The 21,804-nt window shown below is 73.4% G+C and carries 18 protein-coding genes; 9 read left to right on the top strand and 9 right to left on the bottom strand.

Translation table 11 applies throughout. From position 1 onward, the window contains the following. Positions 1-79 precede the first annotated feature (79 nt). From V6U82_RS05755 to V6U82_RS05745, 3 genes are all read left to right on the top strand, one after another. Positions 80-1,681 (top strand): hypothetical protein, encoded by a 1,602-nt coding sequence (locus V6U82_RS05755; RefSeq protein WP_334459634.1) that lies wholly within the window; start codon positions 80-82, stop codon positions 1,679-1,681. Positions 1,682-1,806: 125 nt separating this feature from the next. Then, positions 1,807-2,709 (top strand): hypothetical protein, encoded by a 903-nt coding sequence (locus tag V6U82_RS05750; RefSeq protein ID WP_334459632.1) that lies wholly within the window; start codon positions 1,807-1,809, stop codon positions 2,707-2,709. Between the two features lie 88 nt (positions 2,710-2,797). Further along, on the top strand, positions 2,798-3,109 hold the full coding sequence (locus tag V6U82_RS05745; protein WP_334459630.1) for a hypothetical protein: 312 nt from the start codon (positions 2,798-2,800) through the stop codon (positions 3,107-3,109). A 21-nt stretch (positions 3,110-3,130) separates the two neighbouring features. Here V6U82_RS05745 and dacB read toward each other — a convergent pair whose 3' ends face one another. Then, positions 3,131-4,714 (bottom strand): D-alanyl-D-alanine carboxypeptidase/D-alanyl-D-alanine endopeptidase, encoded by a 1,584-nt coding sequence (gene dacB / locus V6U82_RS05740; RefSeq protein WP_334459629.1) that lies wholly within the window; start codon positions 4,712-4,714, stop codon positions 3,131-3,133. A gap of 316 nt (positions 4,715-5,030) precedes the next feature. Between dacB and V6U82_RS05735 the strand changes: the two genes are divergently transcribed. Further along, a complete protein-coding gene (locus tag V6U82_RS05735; RefSeq protein ID WP_013284340.1) occupies positions 5,031-5,312 on the top strand; it encodes an iron-sulfur cluster biosynthesis family protein in 282 nt (93 codons plus the stop codon). Positions 5,313-5,314: 2 nt separating this feature from the next. Here V6U82_RS05735 and V6U82_RS05730 read toward each other — a convergent pair whose 3' ends face one another. Next, entirely contained in the window at positions 5,315-6,331 is a 1,017-nt protein-coding gene (locus V6U82_RS05730) for a beta family protein (RefSeq protein WP_334459628.1), read from the bottom strand. 279 nt (positions 6,332-6,610) lie between these two features. Between V6U82_RS05730 and V6U82_RS05725 the strand changes: the two genes are divergently transcribed. Further along, positions 6,611-7,015 (top strand): hypothetical protein, encoded by a 405-nt coding sequence (locus V6U82_RS05725; protein ID WP_334459626.1) that lies wholly within the window; start codon positions 6,611-6,613, stop codon positions 7,013-7,015. Positions 7,016-7,264: 249 nt separating this feature from the next. Continuing rightward, complete coding sequence (locus V6U82_RS05720) at positions 7,265-7,657, top strand: cupin domain-containing protein (protein WP_013284343.1); 393 nt, start codon at positions 7,265-7,267, stop codon at positions 7,655-7,657. 37 nt (positions 7,658-7,694) lie between these two features. On the opposite strand, the gene V6U82_RS05715 is transcribed toward V6U82_RS05720, so the two are convergent. Further along, positions 7,695-8,876 carry a threonine synthase gene (locus V6U82_RS05715; RefSeq protein WP_128137610.1) on the bottom strand — a complete coding sequence of 394 codons (1,182 nt, stop codon included), beginning with the start codon at positions 8,874-8,876 and terminating at the stop codon, positions 7,695-7,697. An 8-nt stretch (positions 8,877-8,884) separates the two neighbouring features. Then, a complete protein-coding gene (locus V6U82_RS05710; RefSeq protein ID WP_334459622.1) occupies positions 8,885-9,919 on the bottom strand; it encodes a DNA polymerase ligase N-terminal domain-containing protein in 1,035 nt (344 codons plus the stop codon). Between the two features lie 78 nt (positions 9,920-9,997). On the opposite strand from V6U82_RS05710, the gene V6U82_RS05705 reads away from it, so the two are divergent. Beyond that, on the top strand, positions 9,998-10,780 hold the full coding sequence (locus V6U82_RS05705; protein WP_128137611.1) for an aldo/keto reductase: 783 nt from the start codon (positions 9,998-10,000) through the stop codon (positions 10,778-10,780). 59 nt (positions 10,781-10,839) lie between these two features. On the opposite strand, the gene V6U82_RS05700 is transcribed toward V6U82_RS05705, so the two are convergent. Then, entirely contained in the window at positions 10,840-11,976 is a 1,137-nt protein-coding gene (locus V6U82_RS05700) for a GH12 family glycosyl hydrolase domain-containing protein (protein ID WP_128137612.1), read from the bottom strand. Between the two features lie 330 nt (positions 11,977-12,306). On the opposite strand from V6U82_RS05700, the gene V6U82_RS05695 reads away from it, so the two are divergent. Together V6U82_RS05695 and ctaD are read left to right on the top strand one after the other, a co-directional pair. Further along, positions 12,307-13,413 (top strand): FAD-dependent monooxygenase, encoded by a 1,107-nt coding sequence (locus tag V6U82_RS05695; RefSeq protein WP_334459621.1) that lies wholly within the window; start codon positions 12,307-12,309, stop codon positions 13,411-13,413. A gap of 127 nt (positions 13,414-13,540) precedes the next feature. Next, positions 13,541-15,298: an aa3-type cytochrome oxidase subunit I gene (gene ctaD / locus V6U82_RS05690; RefSeq protein WP_128137613.1), complete on the top strand. Its 1,758-nt coding sequence runs from the start codon at positions 13,541-13,543 to the stop codon at positions 15,296-15,298. 638 nt (positions 15,299-15,936) lie between these two features. On the opposite strand, the gene V6U82_RS05685 is transcribed toward ctaD, so the two are convergent. Genes V6U82_RS05685 through V6U82_RS05670 form a run of 4 tightly spaced genes read right to left on the bottom strand, consistent with a single transcriptional unit; the run spans position 15,937 to position 21,796 of the window. Next, the gene (locus tag V6U82_RS05685) at positions 15,937-17,184 is read right to left on the bottom strand and encodes an MFS transporter (protein WP_334459619.1); all 1,248 of its coding nucleotides are present in this window, start codon (positions 17,182-17,184) and stop codon (positions 15,937-15,939) included. Positions 17,185-17,223: 39 nt separating this feature from the next. After that, a complete protein-coding gene (locus V6U82_RS05680; RefSeq protein ID WP_120571414.1) occupies positions 17,224-17,805 on the bottom strand; it encodes an isochorismatase family protein in 582 nt (193 codons plus the stop codon). Positions 17,806-17,820: 15 nt separating this feature from the next. Further along, positions 17,821-19,107, bottom strand: a complete 1,287-nt coding sequence (locus V6U82_RS05675; RefSeq protein WP_334459616.1) for a nicotinate phosphoribosyltransferase — start codon at positions 19,105-19,107, stop codon at positions 17,821-17,823. Positions 19,108-19,123: 16 nt separating this feature from the next. Beyond that, positions 19,124-21,796 (bottom strand): helix-turn-helix transcriptional regulator, encoded by a 2,673-nt coding sequence (locus V6U82_RS05670; protein WP_334459615.1) that lies wholly within the window; start codon positions 21,794-21,796, stop codon positions 19,124-19,126. Positions 21,797-21,804 lie beyond the last annotated feature (8 nt).

The raw sequence follows: 21,804 nt of genomic DNA, 5'->3' as shown, positions 1-21,804 counted from the left end.
CATGATCGCGTTCTGTGTCATCCTCCCTACGGCGAGCCACGGGGCGGGCCGCTCGCCGCCGGTGGCCGAGGGAGGGTCGGTGGCTGAGGACGACATCGCGCGGTCCGGTATCCGGGTCGGGGGCTGGCTGCCCACGCCGGACCAACCGGCCGACGCCCCGGAGCGGCCCGTCGGTCCACGCCGCCTGCCCGGGGACACACAGCCCTCCGTACCCCGCTCGGCGACCCCGCCGGACGGCAACCGCCCCCCGGCCGCGCCGGACGAGCCGGTGTCCGCAGAGGAGCCGGGACCGTCCGGTGCCGCTGTCTGGCCGCCTCCGCGCACCTCCGGCCCGCCGACTCGGGATCTTCCCGCCGCAGGCCCGCTCCCAGCTGACACGTCCGCGCCCGGCGCGCTCGCGGCAGGCCCTCTCACACCCGGCCCACCGGCGTCGACTCCGCTCGGCCCAGACCTGCCCGCCTCAGCGACGATCGAGCCGGGCCCGTTCGTTTCCGGCACGTCGGCGTCGGCGCCCGAGCCGCGTCCGAGCCTGCCCGGCGGCCGGGTTCCGCTGGTCGGGCCGGCCCCGATCGGCCTGCACCTGTCCGGCCCGTTGCCGGCCCGGCCGGGCACCGCCCACGACCCAGCCGAGCCGGCCGACCTCGGACCGCTGCAAGAGACGGAGGCGCGACCGGGCCGTCACTCCGCCCGGGAGAGCATCCCGGCGCGCCTCGCCGACCTGACCGGCGGCCTGACCCGCCCGACCGGCCGGATCGGCGTCCGGCTGCGCGTCGCGGCGCGGGCGGCGAAGACCTGGCTGAGCCGGACGCTCGCCCCGATCGCCGGCCCGCTGCGACCCCCGCCCGACGCCCCGGCCACCCGGGTCGCCACCGCACGGGCCCGCCGTCGGCGCCGGCGCGCCGTGCTGGCGGCAATCACCGTGACCGGGCTGGTGGCGGCGCTGGCGTACGCGGCCCGGTCACCCACTCCACCCCCACTGACCCAGGAAACCGCGCCGGTGGCAGCACCGGACGAACAGGCACCGAGCGAACCGGCACCCGGCGGGCAAGCGCCGGACAGGCAAGCCCCGAGCGGGCCGGCACCGAGCGGGCAAGCGCCGAGCGACCAGGCGTCGGCCACCGGTGGCCCGGTCGCACCCGGCGGGCCGCTGCTCGACGTGGACCTGGCACCGCTGCCGGGGACGGTGTCGCTCACCGCGCTCGGCACGCGGGACTGGCGGCACTGGGGCGGTGTCGGCGCGGACAGCTTCCACCGCAAGGCGAGCGGTACCGGCGAGATCCAGGACCCGGGCGGGGAGCGGCTGGAGCACAACGCGGGCGCCTGCGATCTCCAGTGGACCGACGGTACGCCCACGGCTCGCCAGGACGGTACCCGTGCGGGTGTCTTCCAGCGCGGCGCCGGGAAGAGCTTCACGCTCGGCGTGGCCGGGAGCGGGGAGCCGCGTACGGTCCGGCTGTTCGTCGGCACGTTCTCGGCCGGTGCGCGGCTCGACCTGTCGCTGTCCAGCGGTGGCGATCCGGCCGTCCGCGAGGTCGCCCTCGCCGCGGGCGACCGCTTCTACCAGTACGTCATCCGCTTCCGGGCGGCCCCGGGGGAGCGGCTGCTGATCAGGTGGCACGCCCTGACCGTGACCGGCGGGCAGAACGACGGGGTGGCGTTGCAGGCGATCACGGTAAGCTGAGCGGCCGGTCCGGCGAGCGGTCGCCAGGTAACGAACTGGAAACGCCCGTCACTCGACATATGGCGCAAAGGGCCGCGCGGTGACACCGTGAAGCCCGTCGCACACCTGTCGTATCCGGCGGTGTCGTGACCGAAGTGGAGGGTGTGGTGGGCCAGGAGGACCGTCCGCGTACCGGCCCCGGCTCGCACCGGCACGGCCTTCCGCGTACCCGGTCCGCGTTGCGCCGACTGCGCCGCCGGCGTCGGCTGATGCTGGAAGGGCTGGCCGCGTTCCTCTGCCTGGCGGCGCTGGCGGTCTACCTCGGCGTCGAACGGCACGACACGCCGCGTGAGGAGCACGCCGGAGTGCCGGTGGCGCCGCCCGGCCGGGCCGGGCTGCCGAACGAGGCCGACGACACGGTGGTCAACCCGGGATTGCGTCCCCGGCAGCGGCCACCGTCGCCGAGCCCGACGCCGTCCACGCCGTCGCCGTCGCCGTCGCCCGCGCTGCCGCCGACAGTCACCGTGACCCGCGCGGAGGTGCCCGCCACCGTCGACCTCACCGCCGCCGGCCCCACCGACTGGGTCCACTGGGGCTCCACCGGCGCCGACCGGACGGTCCGCAAGCGGGGTGGCTCCGGCGAGATCCGCGACGAGGGCGGCCGGGGGCGCCGGGAGAGCTTCGACAACAACCCCGAGGCGTACGCCTGGCGCGACGGCAACCCGGTCGCGTCCACGAGCGGCACCATGACCGGCGTCTACACCTGCCACCGGGGCAGCGGGTTCAACCTGGCGGTGGCCGCCGACGGGCAACAGCGCACGGTGCGTCTGTACGCCGGGCTCTGGATGGCCCGTGGCCGCCTCGACGTGCGCGTCTCCGGCGGCCCGGTGACCACGCTCCGGATGGAGGATCCGCACACCGCGCTCACCACCGAGTTCACGGTCAGGTTCCGCGCTCCGCGCGGCGCGAAGCTGCTGCTTAACTGGACGGTGGAGGAGTCACTGGGCGACTGCGGCAACGTCAGCCTCCAGGCGGTGGCGCTGCGCTGATCGGGGGACAGTTTGTCCGTCGCGTACCGGGCCGGGCGTCGTACGTTTCGGTTGTCCCGCCCGACCATCCTCTGTGGAGGCCCGACCGATGACCGGCCCTGCCCCCGTCGCCCCCGCCCGCCCGCGCACCGACGCGGACGTGCTGCGCGAGATCCCGATGCCGCCGTACGTCACGGTCGAGGACGTCCAGTTCGCGGTGCGGGCGGTGGTGGTGCACGCGCCGCGGGCCTGGTCGGGCGGGACCATCTGCCGCAACGACGCCAGCCCGCACCCGTGCCGCCTGCACGTGTGGGGCCGCCGGGTGCTCACGCTGCGCGGGCTGCCGTCGGCCGAGATCGACGCGCTCGTCGAGCGCGGTGACCCCGCCGCCGACCCGCGGCCGTACCGTCCCGGCGCCTGAGCGCCGGGACGGTACGTCCGGTCAGCAGAGCGCCGGCTTCACCCAGGAGCACTCCCGCCCCTCCGGTACGCGCGGCGACTCGGGCGCGGTGGGCACGGTCCGCCGCGCGGTCGCCGTCTCCTTCTCGGTGTACGAGGCGAGCGCGATCGCGATCTGGTCCTCCAGCCCTTTCACCGACGAGGTGAGGTAGTTGTTCAGCACGATCGAGAAGGCGAGCAGCCGCCCGTCGGCGTCGGTGACGTAGCCGGAGAGCGCCGACGCGCCGGTCAGGCTGCCGGTCTTGGCGTGCACGTTGTTCGCGGCGGCGGTGCCGCCCATCCGGCTGCGCAGCGTCCCGCCGACGAACCGGTCCGGGTTGCCGGCCACCGGAAGCGCGGCGTACCAGGTGTCGAACCACGGTTCGGCGCGGACCGCCGAGAGCAGCGTGACGAACTGTCCCGGCGGGACGAGGTTGCGCCGGGACAGGCCGGACCCGTCGCGCTGGCGCAGCGTGCCGGTGTCGACTCCGGCGTCGCCCACGTACCCGCTGATCGCGGACAGCCCGGCGGCCCAGGTGCCGGACCCGGAGAGCTGCCGGCCGAGTTCCTTGGTCAGCACCTCGGCGTGACCGTTGTTGGAGAGCTTGAGGAACGGCACCATCAGGTCGGCCAGCGGCATCGAGTCGTGCCGGGCGAGCGGCTTGGCGGTGTCCGGGGTGGCGGTGCCGAGCAGGGTCCGGCCGAGGACCCGTACGCCGTGCCGCCGCAGCGCGGAGCGGAACACGTCGGCGGCGTACCCGGTCGGTTCCCAGACGGTCACCCAGTCGCTCTCGGCGGCCTGGCCGACCGCGATCTGGCCGGTCACGACCACCGTGTTGCCGCCGTGCTCGCGTTCGAACGAGATGGTGGTCTCGCCGTCGGCGACCGTCTCGGCCCGGTTGTCGATGCGCAGCCAGCCGTTGTCCGGAGTCATGGTGATCTTCGGCCGGGCGCCGGCCCGGGTGCCGGGTGTGGCGTGCACGATCACGGTGCCGGCGTCGTAGTCGGTGTCCGGGGCCACTGTCAGCGCCGACACCTGGGCGGCGTAGTAGTAGGGCTCGTCGTCCCAGGTCCAGTCCGGACCGAGCCGGCCCTTGTCGTACCGGGTGTCGTCGGCGACCAGGTCGCCCGCGACCACGCGTACGCCCGCCGCGGCGACCTGCTCGGCGAGCCGGTCGTAGTCGGCGGCGAGGATGGTGGGGTCGCCGCCGCCGCGCAGGTAGAGGTCGCCGGAGAGCATCCCGGCGCGGCGCGGGCCGTCGGTGCTCACCTCGGTGGTGAAGCGGTGACCCGGGCCGAGCAGTTCCATCGCCGCCGCCGAGGTGAGCAGCTTGGTGTTGGAGGCGGGGATGAGCCGCCGGGTGCCGTTGCGGTCGTAGAGCGTGCGGCCGGTGGCGGTGTCGACGACGACCACGCCCGCCTGCGCCCCGTCGAGCCGGCTGTCGGCGAGGATCGCGTCGATCGTGGCGTTCAGCCGGGTCTGCGCGGGGGTGGGCGCTTCGGCCGTGGCGGTGGTGGTGCCGGCGGCGGCCGCGGTGGCGACCAGCGCCAGCACCGCGAGTGCCCGGGGAAATAGGCGACGATGCATGGGAAGATGCTGCCACGGAGATTTCCTGCGGAAAAGACTCCGGCGCGAAAGGTTATTTGCGGACCTTGCCGCAGGCATCGTAAACCCCCGGTGTTCCCGCTTCGGACCGGGGAAAACTCCTGTTCACCGAGGAGCGGCCGATCATCGGGTTCCGTTTGACGGATGACCGGGCAGCGGGCACGGTGGGGGTGAGGGCCGTGAAACAGCCCTGCTTCCAGCGCGGCGAGATCGTGTCTTGCCCGCTTCCGGGTCGCGAGCCGACCGCGTGGGCCGTGTCGCCCGCGAAACCCGACACCCAGCCATGAGGAGTTCAGCCATGCTGACCATGACCGACAACGCCGTCCTGGTGATCCGTGACCTCGCCGCCCAGCAGGACGTCGCCGACGCGGGTGGGCTGCGCATCGCCGCCGACACGGACGCCGGTTCGCTCTCGATCGAGCTGGTGCCGCAGCCGGTGCAGGGCGACCAGGTGGTGGACACCGAGGGTGCGCGCATCTTCCTCGACTCGGACGCGGCCGAGCTGCTCAACGACACGTCGGTGGACGCGATGGTCGACGAGGAGGGTGTGGTCCAGTTCGGTTTCACCGAGAAGGAGTGAGTTCAGCCGGCGCGCTGGTCCGGTTCCGGCCGGACCAGCGCGGCCAGCACGTGCGCCAGATGGTGCGACGTGCTCCACGCGATCCAGTTGGCCGGTGAGCCCGCGCCGGCGCCCCGCCGGGCCCGCCGGACGATCTCGTGGTCGCCCCAGGAGAATCCGGCCCCGGCCGGCGACCAGTGCGGCGCGGCGGTGAGCGTGCGGCACAGGTCGGCGAAGCGCTCGTCACCCCGCCCGCCCCGCCGCGACCAGCGGTAGACCCACCACGCGTCGTCGGCGGCCCAGCGCAGCGTCGGTGTCCGGTCGCCCGGCTCGTCCGCGTCGCGCACCGCGCAGCCCACGCCGTAGTCGCCGTACCCGAGGCGCAGGTCGGTCAGACGCCGCCAGAGCGACCAGTCGTAGCGGTCCACGCGGACCGGTTCGTCCACCGGCAGCCGGGACAGGGCCGGCGGCATCCCACCGGCCGCCATCGTCACCGAACGCCAGGCGTGCCGCCGGGCCCACTGCGCCGCACGCCGGATGCGGGGCTCGGCCAGCCGGACGTCGGCCCGGCAGCACACGTCCCCGGCATCGAGCAGCAGGTCGCACTGCTCGGGCAGCAGACCCGTCACCCGCCACACCCGTTCCGCCGCCGCCGTGGCCGCGTCCGGCCCGGCCCGGTCCGGGCCGAGGCGCAACCGGACGACCGCGTGGTTCGCCCAGGCCCGGGCCGCCGCGCCGTGCGCGGCCAGCCGCCGGTCGCTGTCCGCGAGACCGATCACCGGCACCAGCGGTACGCCCCAGCGAACCGGATCGTGTTCGGTGGTGTCCGGCCGGGCCGACACGTCGACGGCGGGCAGCAGCCCGGCCGGCAGTCGGCTCAGGCCCTCCACGATGGACGGCGTGTCGGCCGGAACGTCGAGGACCGGTGCGAGCAGCGCGGCCGAGGCGTCGTCGAGCCGGGTCAGCGCCTCCAGCTCCCCGCGCCGTGCGGCCAGCACCGGGCGGTAGACCGTCGGTCGACCTCGGAGCGGCTGCACCATACTTCAATGTAGCCAGGTGATTGCGCTGCGTCATGGTTTCCGGGCGACTCCGGTGTGACGAGCGGTGCCGGAGCGGTCGGCATAGTCGGCGGCGAAACGACGACCCGATCCACGTTTCCGCAGCTCAGGGCCGTCCATTGTCCTTGATCGGACAGTTCTCCGGGTGGTTGCCGGGCGGTGCGCCGACATAGCGTCGGAATCATCGAGGGTGATCGCCGACGATCGCCCGGAAGCGTACGAACGCCTCCGGCCGGCGTACCGGCGGGAGAGAGGATCACCATGCCCAGCCGTAGAGCTAGGAGGGACACCACCGGCCAGCCGATCCCGAGCACGCGGGAGGCCGCGCGCGCCGACACCGAGATCAACTCGTGTTCACCGGTCGGGCTGCCGGCCACCGCGCGCATGCTGTTCGCCGTGGTCGACGCCGACGGAAAACTCGTCCGCGGCCTCGGCGCCACCTCGGCCACCCGGCTCGCCGCCGGGATGTACCAGGTCGCGTTCGACCAGGACGTGGCCGGCGCGGCGTACGTCGGGACGGTCGGCCCCGCGACCGCCGACGGGCTGGCACCGCAGGGTGTCATCACCGTGGCGCCGCGCTCGGGCATCGCCAACGCGGTGTTCGTCGAGACGCACGGCACGAGCGGGCACGTGGACCGGCCCTTTCACCTGGCCGTGCTCGCCTGACCGGACGCGCAGACGAGCGCACGGCGCCGCACGACCTCCGGTCGTAACGTCGCCGCGCTCCGGCCGTCTCCCACCACCGCAGCCGTACGGCGGTACGCCGGCGGGGACCTGGCTCGACCGGCCCAGCCCGCACCGGTCTTGTGGGCAGCAGATGCCCCTTTGGACGGGATCCAAACCGGATCGGCGTGGGGAATTCCACCATCTGCGACTCCCGGCGTGGCGGGCGCTCGATCGGGGTATGAGCGGGCCATGGAGCATTTCACGATCGCGACAGTCGCCGAGAAGAGTCCCGACTTCCGCCGCGTGCTCTGGACCGGGGAGCACACCCAGCTGGTCATCATGACCATTCCGCCGGGCGGCGAGATCGGCGAGGAGGTCCACGAGGGCATCGACCAGATCCTCACGTTCGTCAGCGGCACCGGCGAGGCGCGGGTGGCGGGGGAGAAGAAGGAGGTCGTCTCCGGCGACCTGGTGGTCGTGCCGGCCGGCACGAAGCACAACTTCGTCAACACCGGGCCGAACCCGCTGGTGCTCTACACCGTCTACGGGCCGCCGGAGCACGCCGACGGCGCGGTGCACAAGACGAAGGAGGAGGCGGACGCCGCCGAGGAGGCAGGCGAGGACGAGCCGCCCACCTCCTGAACGGTCGCCGTGCGGGGCCCCGTCGCGACCTCGGCCGTCAGACGGGCGCCCCGCTGTGCACCAGACCCGGATACTTGACGCCGGCCCCGGTGTTGAGCACCACCACGCGCTCACCGGGCCGGATCCAACCGCCCGCGCGCAGGTGCCGGGCGGCGGTCAGGCAGGCCGCGCCCTCCGGGCAGAGCAGCAGCCCTTCCCGGGCGGCGAAGTCGCGCAGGTCGGTGAGGATCTCCGCATCGTCCACGGCGATCGCGGTGCCGGCGCTGTCCCGCAGCGCGGACAGGATCAGCTCGTCGCCGAGCGGGGCGGGCACCGTGATGCCGAACGCGACGGTACGCGCGTCGTCCCACGGGGTGACGCGATCCTCGCCGGCCGCGAACGCCCGCACGATCGGCGCGCATCCGGTGGACTGCACCGCGACCAGGCGGGGCAGCCGGTCCTCCACCCAGCCCAGCTCGCGCAGCTCGTGCAGCGCCTTGTGGATGCCGATCAGCCCGACGCCGCCGCCGGTGGGGTAGACGATCACGTCGGGCACCTGCCAGCCGAGCTGCTCGACGATCTCGTACCCCATGGTCTTCTTGCCCTCCAGGCGGTACGGCTCGCGCAGCGTGCCGGCGTCGAAGATCCCCCCGTCCGACCCGGCGATCAGCTCGGCGATGTCCCGGCCCGCGTCGTTGATCAGGCCGTCGATCAGCCGCAGGTCGGCGCCGGCGGCGAGGCACTCCTCCCGGCAGATGCTCGGCGCGGCCAGCGGCATGGCGATGGTCGCGCCCATCCCGGCCCGCGCCGCGTACGTGGCCCAGGCCGCGCCGGCGTTGCCGTTCGTGGGCATGGCGATCCGCCGCACGCCCAGCTCCCGGGCCCGGCTCACGCCCACCGAGGCGCCGCGCGCCTTGAACGACCCGGTCGGGGTCAGCCCCTCGTCCTTGACGATCAGGTCCGCGACGCCGATCTCGTGCCCGTACGCGGGCGCGCGCCACATCGGCGTCCAGCCCTCGCCCAGCGTGGTGACGAACCGGGCATCGGCCACCGGCAGCAGCTCCCGGTAGCGCCACAGGTCGGCGGGGCGCAGCCCGAACTGCTCCGGGGCGACGGTGGCGGCCACCGCGGCGAGGTCGTAGCGGGCCAGCAGCGGCGAGCCGCAGCCGCACAGGTTCTGCAACACGTCGGCCGGGTGTTCACGGCCGCAGCGCGGGCACTCCAGGTGCGTCAGGTGCACGGTGGTCCTCAGCTCGCGTCGATGCTCAGCCAGTGCCGGCTGCGCCGGCCCGGCTCGTACGGGGAGTCGAGGCGTTTGGCCACCACTCCCGGGAGCCCCTGCTCACGGGCGGCCCGTAGGGCGTCCGCACCGACTCCCGGGAACCACGGCGGAGTCTGCCAGTGCGGACCGGTGAGCGCCAGACCGTCGAGCAGGTCACGGCGTTGCGCGTACGGCACGTCGAGGCTGGACACGCCCTCCAGCCAGAGCAGGTCGACGGCGAGGAACTGCCCGTCGCGCCGGGTCGGCGGACGGACCCGCCCGGCCGGGTCGATCCGTACCAGCACGCCGTCGAGCACCGCCTCGGCCGGGGCCAGCGCCTCCGCCATCGCCCGCGCCCACGGGTATTCCCCGGTGATCTCCGTGTCGTCGCCGTCGAGCAGCCGCAGCCGGCCGCCCGAGACGTACGCCATCGCGCGCACGCCCGCCCAGCGCAGCTCGTACCCCCAGGCCGGGGCGTCGCGCGGCAGCCGCGCGCCCTCGGCGGGCCGCATCGGGCGGACCAGCTCGGGCATCGGCGTCCAGCCCTCCGGCGCCGGGTCGGTGCGCCTGATCATCCAGTCCCGGCCCCGGCCGCCGGTGGCGAACAGCACGTACCGGCCCTTCGTGCGCTCGCCGTCGAGCACCACGATCACCTCGTCGTCGCGCCACTTCTCCGCGCGGTAGGTGCCGGTGTCGTGCACGATCATCCGCCCGCCGCCGTACTCCCCGGCGGGGATCTCCCCGTGGAACGTCAGGTACTCCATCGGGTGGTCCTCGGTGTGCACGGCCAGGTGGTTGCGGCCCGGGTCGCGGGGCAGGCCGCGCGGCACGGCCCAGGACGCCAGCACGCCGTCGTGCTCCAGCCGCAGGTCCCAGTGCAGGCTCCGGGCGTGGTGCTGCTGGATGACGAAGCGGGGCGCGCGCCGCGCGGACCGCTTCCGTCCGGCGGCACGCTCGGGCACCGGTTCCGGGGTACGCGCGGCGTCCCGTTTCCGCCGGTACTCCTCCAGCCGGTCCGCCATTCCCGCATCCTCCCCCAGACCCGCCGCGCGCGCCGGGATGCCGGTGTGTGTGCGGCGAACCGGGGTAGAACGGGGGACATGGACAGCGACCAGCCCACCCTCCCGCTCACCGGCGACGTCCGGATCCCGCTGCTCGGCTTCGGCACGTGGCAGGCGACCGGAGAGGCCGGGTTCCAGGCGGTGCTCGCCGCGCTGGACGCCGGCTACCGGCACATCGACACGGCCACCATGTACGGCAACGAGAAGGAGGTCGGGCGGGCGGTCAAGGAGAGCGGGCTGCGCCGCGAGGACGTCTTCATCACCACCAAGCTGCCGCCGGACCGGGTGGGCCGGGAGCGGGAGACGATCGAGGCCAGCCTGACCGCCCTGGACACCGACTACGTCGACCTGTGGCTGGTCCACTGGCCGCCGTCCGCGCCGGGCGACAGCATCCCGGTGTGGCGGGAGATGCTCGCCGCGCGGGACGAGAACATGGCGCGCACGGTCGGGGTGAGCAACTACTCGATCGGCCAGATCGACGAGCTGATCCAGGCCACCGAGGAGACGCCCGCGGTCAACCAGATCCGCTGGAGCCCGTCGCTGTACGACAGGCAGACGTACGCCGCCCACCGGGACCGCGGCGTGGCGCTGGAGGGGTACAGCCCGTTCAAGACCAGCGACCTGTCCGACCCGGTGCTGGTCCGGATCGCCCAGGCGCACGACGTGTCACCGGCCCAGGTGGTGCTGCGCTGGCACATCGACCACGAGATCGTGGTGATCCCGAAGTCGGTGACGCCGGAGCGTATCCGGGCCAATGTCGACGTGTTCGGGTTCTCGCTGACCGCCGAGGAGATGCGCGACGTCGATGCCCTCGCCGGCTGAGGCGTACACGTGCAGGGGGCGCGGTCCGCAGCGGACCGCGCCCCCTGCCGCGTGCGGGGTCAGCCCCGGGCGCAGGTGGAGCCGTTGAGCGTGAAGCTGCTCGGCGCGGAGTAGCTGCCGTTCAGCGTCGCCTGGTAGCCGAAGCTGGTCGACGCGCCGGGCGCCAGCGTGCCGTTGTAGCCGGCGTTGCGGGCGGTCACCGCCGAGCCGCTCTGGCTGACAGTGGCGTTCCACGCGTTGGTGACCGTCTGCCCGGAGGGCAGGTTGTAGTTCAGCGTCCAGCCGTTGATCGTGCCGGAGCCGGTGTTCTTGACCGTCACGTCGGCGGTGAAGCCGTTGTTCCACACGTTGGCCGCCTTGTAGGTGACGGTGCAGGACGCGCCGCCCGACGGCGGGGGCGTGGTCGGCGCCGACGTGGTCGGCGGCGGGTTGGAGCCGCCGGTGTTGACGCTCTGCGAGAACGAGTTCACCGCCAGCCCGACGCCGCCCTGCCACGGCTCGAAGCCGGCCTGGATGCTGGTCAGGTACCAGTCGTTGGTGATCGCGCCCCGGTTGCGGGTGTCGTTGACGAACGCCATCGCGTCGAAGCTGAAGCTGGGGATGGCCGACGGCGACAGGTACGAGATGACGTTGTTGGAGCCGTTGCTGCCGCGCCAGACCTCCCAGGTGCGGCCCGCGATGCTGGCGGTGCCGACCGGCGAGCCGATGGGCTGGATCGAGCCCTGCCGGTTGAGCCAGATCATGATCTCCATCTGGTTCACGCCGTCGCGCTTGGGCGACGGGTCGAGCCAGATGTCGTACGACGCGTTGAAGATCGCGCCGCTGACGTAGTTGTAACTGATGCTGGACGGCGCGCTGCTGATGTTCTTCACCTGCACCGGCAGGTTCGTGCCGGGCGAGCAGTTGGTGTAGTGGCAGCCCACGAAGATCGACGGGTACGCGACCGGCGCCCCGTTGGTCGGCGCGGAGCCGTCCGCCCGGGTGATGGAGAAGCCGGTCGAGGTGACGTTGATGCACTGCTGGGCGGTGGTGCCCCAGCGGTTGTTCTGCACCACGTACTTGCCGCCGATCGTGGTCGAGCCGTACTGCTCGCAGATCTGCGTGTCGGCGGAGGCGGTGCCGCCGAGCGCGACGGCGACGAGGGTGCCGGCGGCCAGCAGTCCGGCTGCCGCGAGGGCCCTGAGTGGACGCTTCATGATGCTCCTTGGCTCGGCGCGGGGACGGCGCCGGTTCGGTCGGTGGTACGGACGGGAGCGCTCCCACGATGCAAGGAATACATTTACATGTCTAAAATCATTGCGCAAATGCGCCGGGCTCGTTAACGCTCCGCGTCCGACCGGTGGCGCGGGAGGGAGCAGCCGGTCCCTCCTTCCCCCAGATGGGGGCGGGATTCCTGCCGGTGGGACGGGGTGCGCCACCGACCGGCGGTCCGCGCCAGGGCGCACGGGCACTTCCGCCGCCTGGTTGCGGCGAGTAATGTCTTGCCTCCAACGCGTTCCGATCCCCCTCCGGAGGCGTACCCCGTGATGGGTGGTTCCCCCCTGCGCATCCTCGTCGTCGGCGCGGGCATCGCCGGCCTCGCCGTGGCCCGGGCGTTGCGCCTGGCGGGGTTCCGGCCCGACGTCACCGAGCGGCTGCCACCCACCGAGTCGGTCGACTCCGGCCTCTACCTGCCGGGCAACGCCGCCCGGGCGATGCGCCGGCTCGACCTCGACGGGCCGCTGCGCCCGCTCGGCCAGGTGATCCACCGGCAGCGCTTCCTCGACGCCGCCGGAGCGCCGCTGTGCGAGGTCGACCTCGACGCGCTCTGGGCCGGGGTGGGGGAGTGCCGGGCGCTGCCCCGCACCGAACTGCACCGGGTGCTGCTCACCGGCGCCGGCGGCGCGGTGCGCCACGGCGCCGAGGTGAGCACCGTCGACCCGCTGCCCGGCCGGGTCGCCGTCGGCTTCACCGACGGCACCAGCGGCGAGTACGACCTCGTCGTCGGCGCCGACGGGCCCCGCTCGGCGGTACGGACCCTCGCCGCGCTCGGCGGACCACCACGCCCCGCCGGGCAGGTGGTCTACCGCGCCCTGGTGCGCGGCGGCCCCCGGATCGCGGACTGGACCGCCCTGCTCGGCCAGCGGGCCGGGTTCCTGGTGGTGCCGCTCGGCGCCGGACGGCTCTACTGCTACGCCGACGAGGCCGGCACCGACCTGCCCGCCGACCCGCTCGCCCGCCTGCACGAACTGTTCGGCTCCTACGGCGGACCGGTGCCCGAGGTGCTGGCCGCGCTGGAGACCGTGTCCGTGGAACGCACCGAGGAGGTCGAGCTGGGACGCTGGTTCCACGGCCGGGTGCTGCTCGTCGGTGATGCCGCTCACGCCACCGCGCCGACGCTGTCCCAGGGCGCGGCCATGGCGCTGGAGGACGCCGTCGTGCTCGCCGAGTCGCTGCGGGCCGCCGGCAGCGTCGACGCCGCCCTGATCGCGTACGAGAGTCGCCGCCGGCCGCGTACCCGCTGGGTGCGGGACCGGACCCGGGACCGCAACCGCACCCGCGACGTGCCGCCGGCGCTGCGCGACCCGTTGCTGCGCGGACGCGGCGGGCGGATCTTCCGGGAGCACTACCGGCTCCTGACCGGCCCGCTCTGACGGGCGGGAGATCGTAGCCGCCCACCCCACGCGGCGGGGCCACCTACCGGGGACTATCCTCCTTGCGGATGACGGCTGCGCCGATGACCAGCGCGCCGAGCGGGACAACCAGAACCGGAGGCCACTCGTGACCACCGTCGCACCCAAGCCGGTCGTGACCCGGCCCTGGCCGGTCCGCGAGCCGGTCAAGGGGTCGGCCCTCGCGCGGCTGCTGCGCACCACGGACGCGAAGCAGATCGGGATCATGTACATGGTCACCGCGTTCGTGTTCTTCATGATCGGTGGCCTGATGGCCCTGATCATGCGCGCCGAACTCGCGCGACCGGGCCTGCAGTTCCTGTCGCCCGAGCAGTACAACCAGCTCTTCACGATGCACGGCACGATCATGCTGCTGTTCTTCGCGACGCCGATCGTGTTCGCCTTCGCGAACTACGTGGTGCCGCTGCAGATCGGCGCGCCGGACGTGTCGTTCCCCCGCCTCAACGCGTTCGCCTACTGGCTGTACCTGTTCGGCGGCACGCTCGCCACCGCGGGCTTCATCGCCCCGGGCGGCGCGGCCGACTTCGGCTGGACCGCGTACACGCCGCTGAGCACCGCCGACCACGCCCCGGGCGTCGGCGCCAACATGTGGGTCGTCGGCCTCGCCATCTCCGGTCTGGGCACGATCCTCGGCGCGGTCAACCTGATCACCACGATCCTGACCCTGCGCGCGCCCGGCATGACCATGTTCCGGATGCCGATCTTCACCTGGAACATGCTGGTCACCAGCCTGCTGGCGATCCTGGTCTTCCCGCTGCTCGCCGCCGCGCTGTTCGCGCTCGCCGCGGACCGCCTGATGGGCGCCCACGTGTACGACCCGGCGACCGGCGGGCCGATGCTGTGGCAGCACCTGTTCTGGTTCTTCGGTCACCCCGAGGTGTACATCATCGCGCTGCCGTTCTTCGGCATCATCAGCGAGATCATCCCGGTGTTCTCCCGGAAGCCGATCTTCGGCTACAAGGGCCTGGTGGCGGCCACCATCGCCATCGCCGCCCTGTCGATGAGCGTCTGGGCGCACCACATGTTCGCCACCGGCCAGGTGCTGCTGCCGTTCTTCAGCTTCCTGAGCTACCTGATCGCGGTGCCCACCGGTATGAAGTTCTTCAACTGGATCGGCACCATGTGGCGGGGCCAGATCACCTTCGAGACGCCGATGCTGTTCTCGATCGGCTTCCTGGTGACCTTCCTCTTCGGTGGTCTCACCGGTGTGCTGCTGGCCAGCCCGCCGCTCGACTTCCACCTGCACGACTCGTACTTCGTGGTGGCGCACTTCCACTACGTGCTCTTCGGCACCATCGTGTTCGCCGTGTTCGCCGGCATCTACTTCTGGTTCCCGAAGATGTTCGGCCGGATGCTCGACGAGCGGCTCGGCAAGATCCACTTCTGGCTGACCATGATCGGCTTCCACACCACGTTCCTGGTGCAGCACTGGCTGGGCAACGAGGGCATGCCGCGCCGGTACGCCGACTACCAGGCCGCCGACGGCTTCACCACGCTGAACACGATCTCCACGATCGGCGCGTTCATCACCGGTATCTCGACGCTGCCGTTCATCTGGAACTGCTGGAAGTCGTACAAGACCGGCCCGGTCGTCGAGGTCGACGACCCGTGGGGCCACGGCAACTCGCTCGAGTGGGCCACCAGCTCCCCGCCGCCGCTGCGCAACTTCGACCGCATGCCGCGCATCCGCTCCGAGCGGCCGGCGTTCGACGCGAAGTTCCCCGAGCTGGCCGCCGGGCAGAGCCTCGCCGGACCGCCCGAGGGTGGTGCCAAGCCGCTGACCAGCGAGGTCAACGGTGGCGCCAGCTACCAGGAGGACACCGCAGGCAACCTCGACAAGCGCTAGCACCACCGCACCGCCACGTCGAGACGGGCGCCGCACCCCTTCCCGGGGCGCGGCGCCCGCCCTTTTCCCGCTCGCGTTCCCCGCGCGTGCGCTCCCCGTGCCCGCGCCTCCCGCCGCCCTCCGTGGGCGCTCTCTCCGCGTGCGCTCCGTCGCGTCGATCATGAAGTTAGCGGCGATCGGCGTCCATTTTGTCCCCGCCAACTTCATGATCACCGGACCGGGTTCGGGTCGGGCCAGCGACCAGGTCAGCCCAGCCCGGGTTGGGCTAGCCCGGGCCGCCTCGGAGCAGACGTGCGGGTCAGGCCGGGTGGGTCCAGCGCCGCGCGCCGCGCCCCGTGATCAAGGAGTTTGTGGCAACCCAGCGGGCCGGCGCGGACACAAACTCCTTGATCACCCTCCGGGAAGGCCCGCCTGGACGCTGTGCGGCGGACGGCCATCACGGCGTTTGGGCGGTGCACCGTGCTGGCGAGGGCACGAACACTCGATCACACCTGGCGTGCCCGCCCGGGGAGGCGCTGCCGCCCCTGCCGCGTCCGGTGATCAAGGAGTTTGGGGCGGTCTACGTCGCTGGGGAGGACGTGAACTCCTTGGTCAACTTCGGGAGGGCGGGGCGAGGGCGGAGGGCGGAGGGCGGAGGGCTACAAGGGCGCGGGGGCCAGGTCGGGCTCGGGGGTGGGGGGCGGGGCGACGGCTGCGGTACGGCGGTGACGCAGCTCGATCGGGAGCACCGCCAGCGCCACCAGCGCGCCGATCGCGCCCGTGACCACGAAGCCCCACACGGGCGCGGTCGCGTCGATCACCGCGCCGGCCAGCGGTGCGCCGAGCGCGATGCCGACGGTGACGGCGGAGCCGTGCAGGCCCATGGCCAGGCCCCGGACCGAGGGCGGCGCCAGCCGGCTGACCGCGTCGGAGGTGGACGCGATGGTGGGGGCGCAGAGTGCGCCGGCCGGGATCAGCGCGAGACAGAGCAGCCACCAGTGCGACCCGCCCAGCCCGACCGGGATGGTGGTGAGGCTCAGCGCGGCCATCAGCGCCAGCGGGGAGAACGAGCGGCGTACCGCGCCGTAGGCGAAGCCGCCCGCCAGCGAAGCGACCGCCCAGGCGGCCAGCACCGCCCCGGTCCAGCCGACCTCGCCACCGGAACGGAGCACGGCGACCACCGCGACGTCGGTGCCGCCGAGCACCAGCGTGGCGGCGAGGCTGACCGCCAGTACGGCGAGCAGGCGCGGGGTGAGCCACTCGCGGCGGTGCACCGGGCGCGGCGGAGCGGCCGGCTCGTCGGCGGCCCGGATCGGCGGGTTGAGCAGCCAGAAGCAGATGCCGGAGGCGACGATGCCGGCGCCGACCGCCCAGAGCGTCAGGCGTGGCGTGACGGCGGTGGCGAGGGCCACGGCGAGCGCCGGGCCGACCATGAACGACAACTCCACCGCCATCGAGTCCAGCGCGTACGCGGGGCGGCGCTTCTCGACCGGCACGAGCGCGGCGATCGACTGGCGGACCATCGAGAAGATGGGCAGGGCGAGCAGCCCGGCCAGGAACGCGGCGGGGAGCAGCACCGGGTACGGCAGCGTGGGCGCGGCGGACCAGAACAGCGCCTCGGCGACAGTGGTGAGCACCAGCACCGGCCGCAGCCCTCGGCGGTCGATGAGCCGCCCGAGCAGCGGGGCACCGAGTGCCGCGCCGAGCGTGGACGCGGCACCGACCAGGCCGGCGGCGCCGTAGCCGCGGCCCAGGTCGAGCACCACGTAGAAGGTGAGCGTCACTCCGGTGGCGGTCAGCGGCACACGGGCCAGCACCGACACCAGCAGCAACGATCGGAGACCGGGCAGCGCGAGCGCTTCCCGGTAAGGCTTCAGATTCACGACGGACCGTACCTCCGGCGCCATCCTGGGGCCGGGGTACGACACCCGCAACCGATTACCCGGTCAAGCGGTCCTGATCACAGGCTCGCCCACCATTGTCACCCCGGCGCCGTCCAGCGCCCGCAGCGCCACGTCGAGCGTGTCCGGCGCGACAGCGGCGGTCAGGTCGAGCAGCACCGTGGTCCGGAAGCCCTCCCGGGCGGCGTCCAGGGCGGTCGCGCGCACGCAGTGGTCGGTGGCGATGCCGACCACGTCGACCCGCTCCACGTCGTGCCGGCGCAGCCAGTCGGCCAGGCACTCGCCGTCGGGGGCGTGCCCCTCGAAACCGGAGTACGCGGCCGCGTGCTCGCCCTTGTGGAAGATCGTCTCCACCCGGTCGGTCACCAGCTCGGGGTGGAACTCGGAACCGGAGGTGCCGACCACGCAGTGCCGGGGCCAGGAGTCGACGTAGTCCGGCGGGTCGCCGAAGTGCGCGCCCGGGTCGACGTGGTAGTCCTTCGTCGCGACCACGTGGTCCCACCGGTCCGGCTCGGCGGCGAGCAGCCGGGAGATGCCGGCGGCCACGCCGGCTCCGCCACCGACCGCGAGGGAGCCGCCCTCGCAGAAGTCGTTCTGCACGTCCACGATGATCAGGGCGTTCGCCATCTGACGGGTTCCTCCTCAGCTCGCGGGTACGACGGTCACCGGTACGGCCGGATCCCCGGCGGAGAGCTTGAGCCCCTCCCACGGGATGGAGATCAGGCACTGGCGCAGGTGGTCCCGGGACTCCTCCAGCGTGGGCAGCGTCTTCGGCTCGCCGGACACCACGTACGAGTGCTGCAGCAGCCGGTCGTTGGGCTGCCGGTCCGGCACGCCCTGCGGCACGATGACCTCCTCGGTGGCGGTGCCGGTCGGCTTGTGCCGGCGGACCGCGACCTTCCGGCCGCCGATGGTGGCCTTGTGCTCGGAGCGCTTGACGACCGGCCGCCCCTCCACCTCTACCAGCTTGTAGACCAGGCCGGCGGTGGGCGCCCCGGAGCCGGTCACCACGGCGGTGCCGGCGCCGTACATGTCCACCGGTTCGGCGGCGAGCGCGGCGATGGCGTACTCGTCGAGGTCGCCGGAGACGATGATCTTCGTCTCGGTGGCGCCGAGCGAGTCGAGCAGCTCGCGGGACTGCTGGGCGATCACCGCGAGGTCGCCGGAGTCGATCCGGACCGCCCGCAGCTCCGGCCCGGCCACCGCGATGGCGTTGCGGATGCCCTGGGCGATGTCGTACGTGTCGACGAGCAGCGTGGTGTCCTTGCCCAGCGTGGCGACCTGGGAGGCGAACGCGGCCCGCTCGTCGTCGTGCAGGAGCGTGAAGGCGTGTGCGGCGGTGCCCGCGGTGGGGATGCCGTAGCGCTGGCCGGCGGCCAGGTTGGAGGTGAACCGGAACCCGGCCAGGTACGCGGCCCGCGCCGCGGCGACGGCGGCCTCCTCGTGCGCCCGGCGGGAGCCCATCTCGATCAGTGCCCGGCCCCGGGCCGCGGTGACCATCCGGGCGGCAGCGGCGGCGACCGCGCTGTCGTGGTTGAGCACCGAGAGTACGAGCGTCTCCAGCACCACGCACTCGGCGAACGTGCCCGACACGGTGAGGATCGGCGAGCCGGGGAAGAACAGCTCGCCCTCGGCGTAGCCGTCGATGTCGCCGGTGAACCGGTAGCCGGCCAGCCACTGCGCGGCCGGCTCGTCCACCACTCCGGTACGGCGCAGGAAGTCGATCTCCGCCGGGTCGAACCGGAAGTCGCGGATCATCTCGATCAGCCGGCCGGTCCCGCCGACCACGCCGTACCGGCGCCCGGCCGGCAGCCGCCGGCTGAACACCTCGAAGACGCAGCGTCGGTCGGCCGTGCCGTCACGCAGGGCCGCGCTGACCATGGTCAGCTCGTAGTGGTCGGTCAGCAGCGCGGGACGAAGGGTGCTCACCGCTCCAGCCTAGAGTTCAGCCCGGGTCCGCGCCGTCGTGCCCCGGCATGGACCGCAGTGCCGACCGCAACTCGCCGCGCCCGGTGACGCCGAGCTTGGTGTAGACGCGCTGGAGGTGGTTCTCCACGGTGCGCGTGGACAGGAACAGCCGCTCGGCGATGGCACGGCTGGTCACGCCGTCGGCGGCGAGGCGGGCGATCTCCCACTCCCGCTCGCTGAGGGTGGGGCGCAGCAGCCGCAGCGCCGGGGTGGAGATCTCGTCGCAGCGGCGCAGCAGATCCGCGAGGCGTTCCCGGATCGGCCCGGTGGCGCCGCCCCGGACGTGTCGCGCCCGGTGCAGCGCCAGGGCGGTCGCCTCGGCCGCGTACACGGTCAGCTCCCGGTCGGCGAAGCCGTCGGCGACGGCGAGCAGCGCCTCCGCGGAGCCGTCGACGGCGGCCCGGCCGAATCGGGCGACGAGTGGCGGCAGCACGCCGTCGACCTGCTCGGAGAGTTCGGCCAGGCGTTGCGCCACGGTGCGCCGGCCACCGTCGGTGCAGGTCGGGCCGACCGGCGCGGCGGCCTGGTCCAGCCGGACCAGGTCGAGCAGGACGAGCAGCTCGTGCCCGGCCAGGCCGTCCTCGCGCAACCGGTCGGCGAGCGCGCACAGGTGCTTGGTGGCCGCCGGCAGGTCACCCGTCGCGGCCTGGACCGCGCCCCGGGCCTGCTCCAGCCACGGGTAGAGCACGGCCATCCCGGGCGCGTGCGTCCGGTCCGCCTCGGCCATCGCCTCGGCCGCGTGTGTCGCGTCGCCGCGCAGCGCGGCGGCCTGGGCGCGCTCGGCGTGCGCGAGGCCCGCGTACACCCGGCTGGTGGCGAGCACCGCGCACGCCTCCAGGCTGGTCCGTAGCGCGTCGTCGCCGCGCCCGCGCAGCCGTGCCGCGTACGCCTGGAGGATGGCCAGGTAGCCGGTGCCGAGCCGGAAGTCGCCGGCCCCGGCCAGGTCGGCGAACTCGTCGACGACGATCGCGTCGATGCCGGGCAGGTCGCCGGAGAGCGTCAGCCGGGTGCCCCGGGCCAGTTCCATGGCGAGCTGGAGGTAGGGCATGTCGGCCCGCCAGCACGCCGCCTCGGCCTGTACCCGGGCGATCGCGGTGGCGCTGAGCCGGTACTGCCCCTGCGCGGCCTGCAGGTGGGCGAGCGTGCAGCGGGCCAGCTCCCGGGCGGCCATCGGGGCGGCGGGCCGGTCCAGCACCTCCTGGGCCAGCCGTACCGCGACGTCGACGTCGAGCCGGTGCAGCCGCATGATGGCCTCGAAGGCGCGTACGCGGGCCCGGTCGGCGGGGTCGCTCAGCTCCTCGCCGCGCGCGGCGATCTCCTCCACCGTGGACTCGCGGTTGAGTCCCCAGTAGCTGACCATGCCCCGGACGGTCAGCCACCGGCTGCGCCGCCGTTCGTCGTGGATCTCACCGGCGACGTGGTCGAGCACGCCGAGCGCCTCGTCCGGCCGGTCGCCGAACATGAGGATGGTGGCGAGCAGCTCCGCCGCGTCCGTGCCGCCGCCGGCCTCCAGCGCGGCCCGGGCCAGCCGGGTGGCCAGCGGCACGTCGTACCGGCCGAACGCCTGCACCGCCGCTTCGAGCAGCAGGGCCACGTCCTGCGCCGTACCCGAGTCGAGCCGCCACACCGCGACGCGCAGCAGGTCCTCCCGGCGGCGCTTGCCGACCTGTTCCAGCAGCCCGGCCAGGGTGGCCTGGAGCCGGCGGGTGCGGCTGACCGGGCAGTGCCGGCGCATCACCTCGCCGTAGAGCGGGTGTGCCAGGCGGACGTTGAGCCGCCGGTCGTCGTGGACCAGCGTGATGAGCCCGCGCTCCTCGGCCGTCTCCACGTCCGCCGGGTCGACCGCGCGTTCCAGCAGTTGCAGGCCCAGCGGTTCGCCGAAGGCGACCAGCTCGACGACCGCCCGGACGCCGGGGGTGAGCTGGCCGATCCGGGTGTCGATGAGTTCGGTGAGGCTGGGCGCCAGCTCCAGCCGGCCGGTCCACGTCCAGATCCCGTACCTGCGGTTCAGTTCGTCGTCGGCGGCCAGCACCAGCTCCCGCAGCAGCAGCGGGTTGCCGGCGGAGAGCTGGAACAACCGGTCCGAGGAGCCGGCGTCGACCGGGCCGCCCAGGATGGCGGCGAGCAGCCCGGTGGTGTCGTTGCGGCACAGCGGGCCCAGCTCCACCAGGTCGGCCAGGTCGTCGGTCCAGAGTGCGCGGATCGGCAGCGGGACCTGCTCGCCGTTGCGCAGCGTCCCGATGACGTACGCGTTCTCCGAACGGGCGACCAGGTGCACGAGGGCCGCCGAGGGCGGGTCGAGCAGATGCGCGTCGTCGATGGCCAGCACGACGGGCCGGCCGGCGGCCTGTTCCTGGAGCACCTCCATGGCCCAGCGCAGGATCCCGGCGGGGGACAGGCCCTGCGGCTGCGAGGCGGGCAGCACCTGGACCAGCCCGCCGAACGGCAACGCGGCGGTGGTGGCGCTGGCCGCGATGGACCAGATCGCGTACCGCTCGGGGGAGAGCGCGGCCACCCCCTCGCGCAGCAGCCGGCTCTTGCCGACCCCGGCGTCGCCGCTGAAGAGCAACCCGCGCCCCTCCGGGCCGCCGACCGCCGACAACAGACGGTTGAGTTCATCAGTACGGCCGACGAACTCCCACCTACTCATCGATGCAG

Source organism: Micromonospora sp. CPCC 205554 (assembly GCF_036902745.1).
In the GTDB taxonomy this organism is placed as follows: Bacteria; Actinomycetota; Actinomycetes; order Mycobacteriales; family Micromonosporaceae; genus Micromonospora; species Micromonospora tulbaghiae.
The sequence above is the reverse complement of the archived record's forward strand: the minus strand, read 5'-3'. Positions and strand labels throughout refer to the sequence as shown.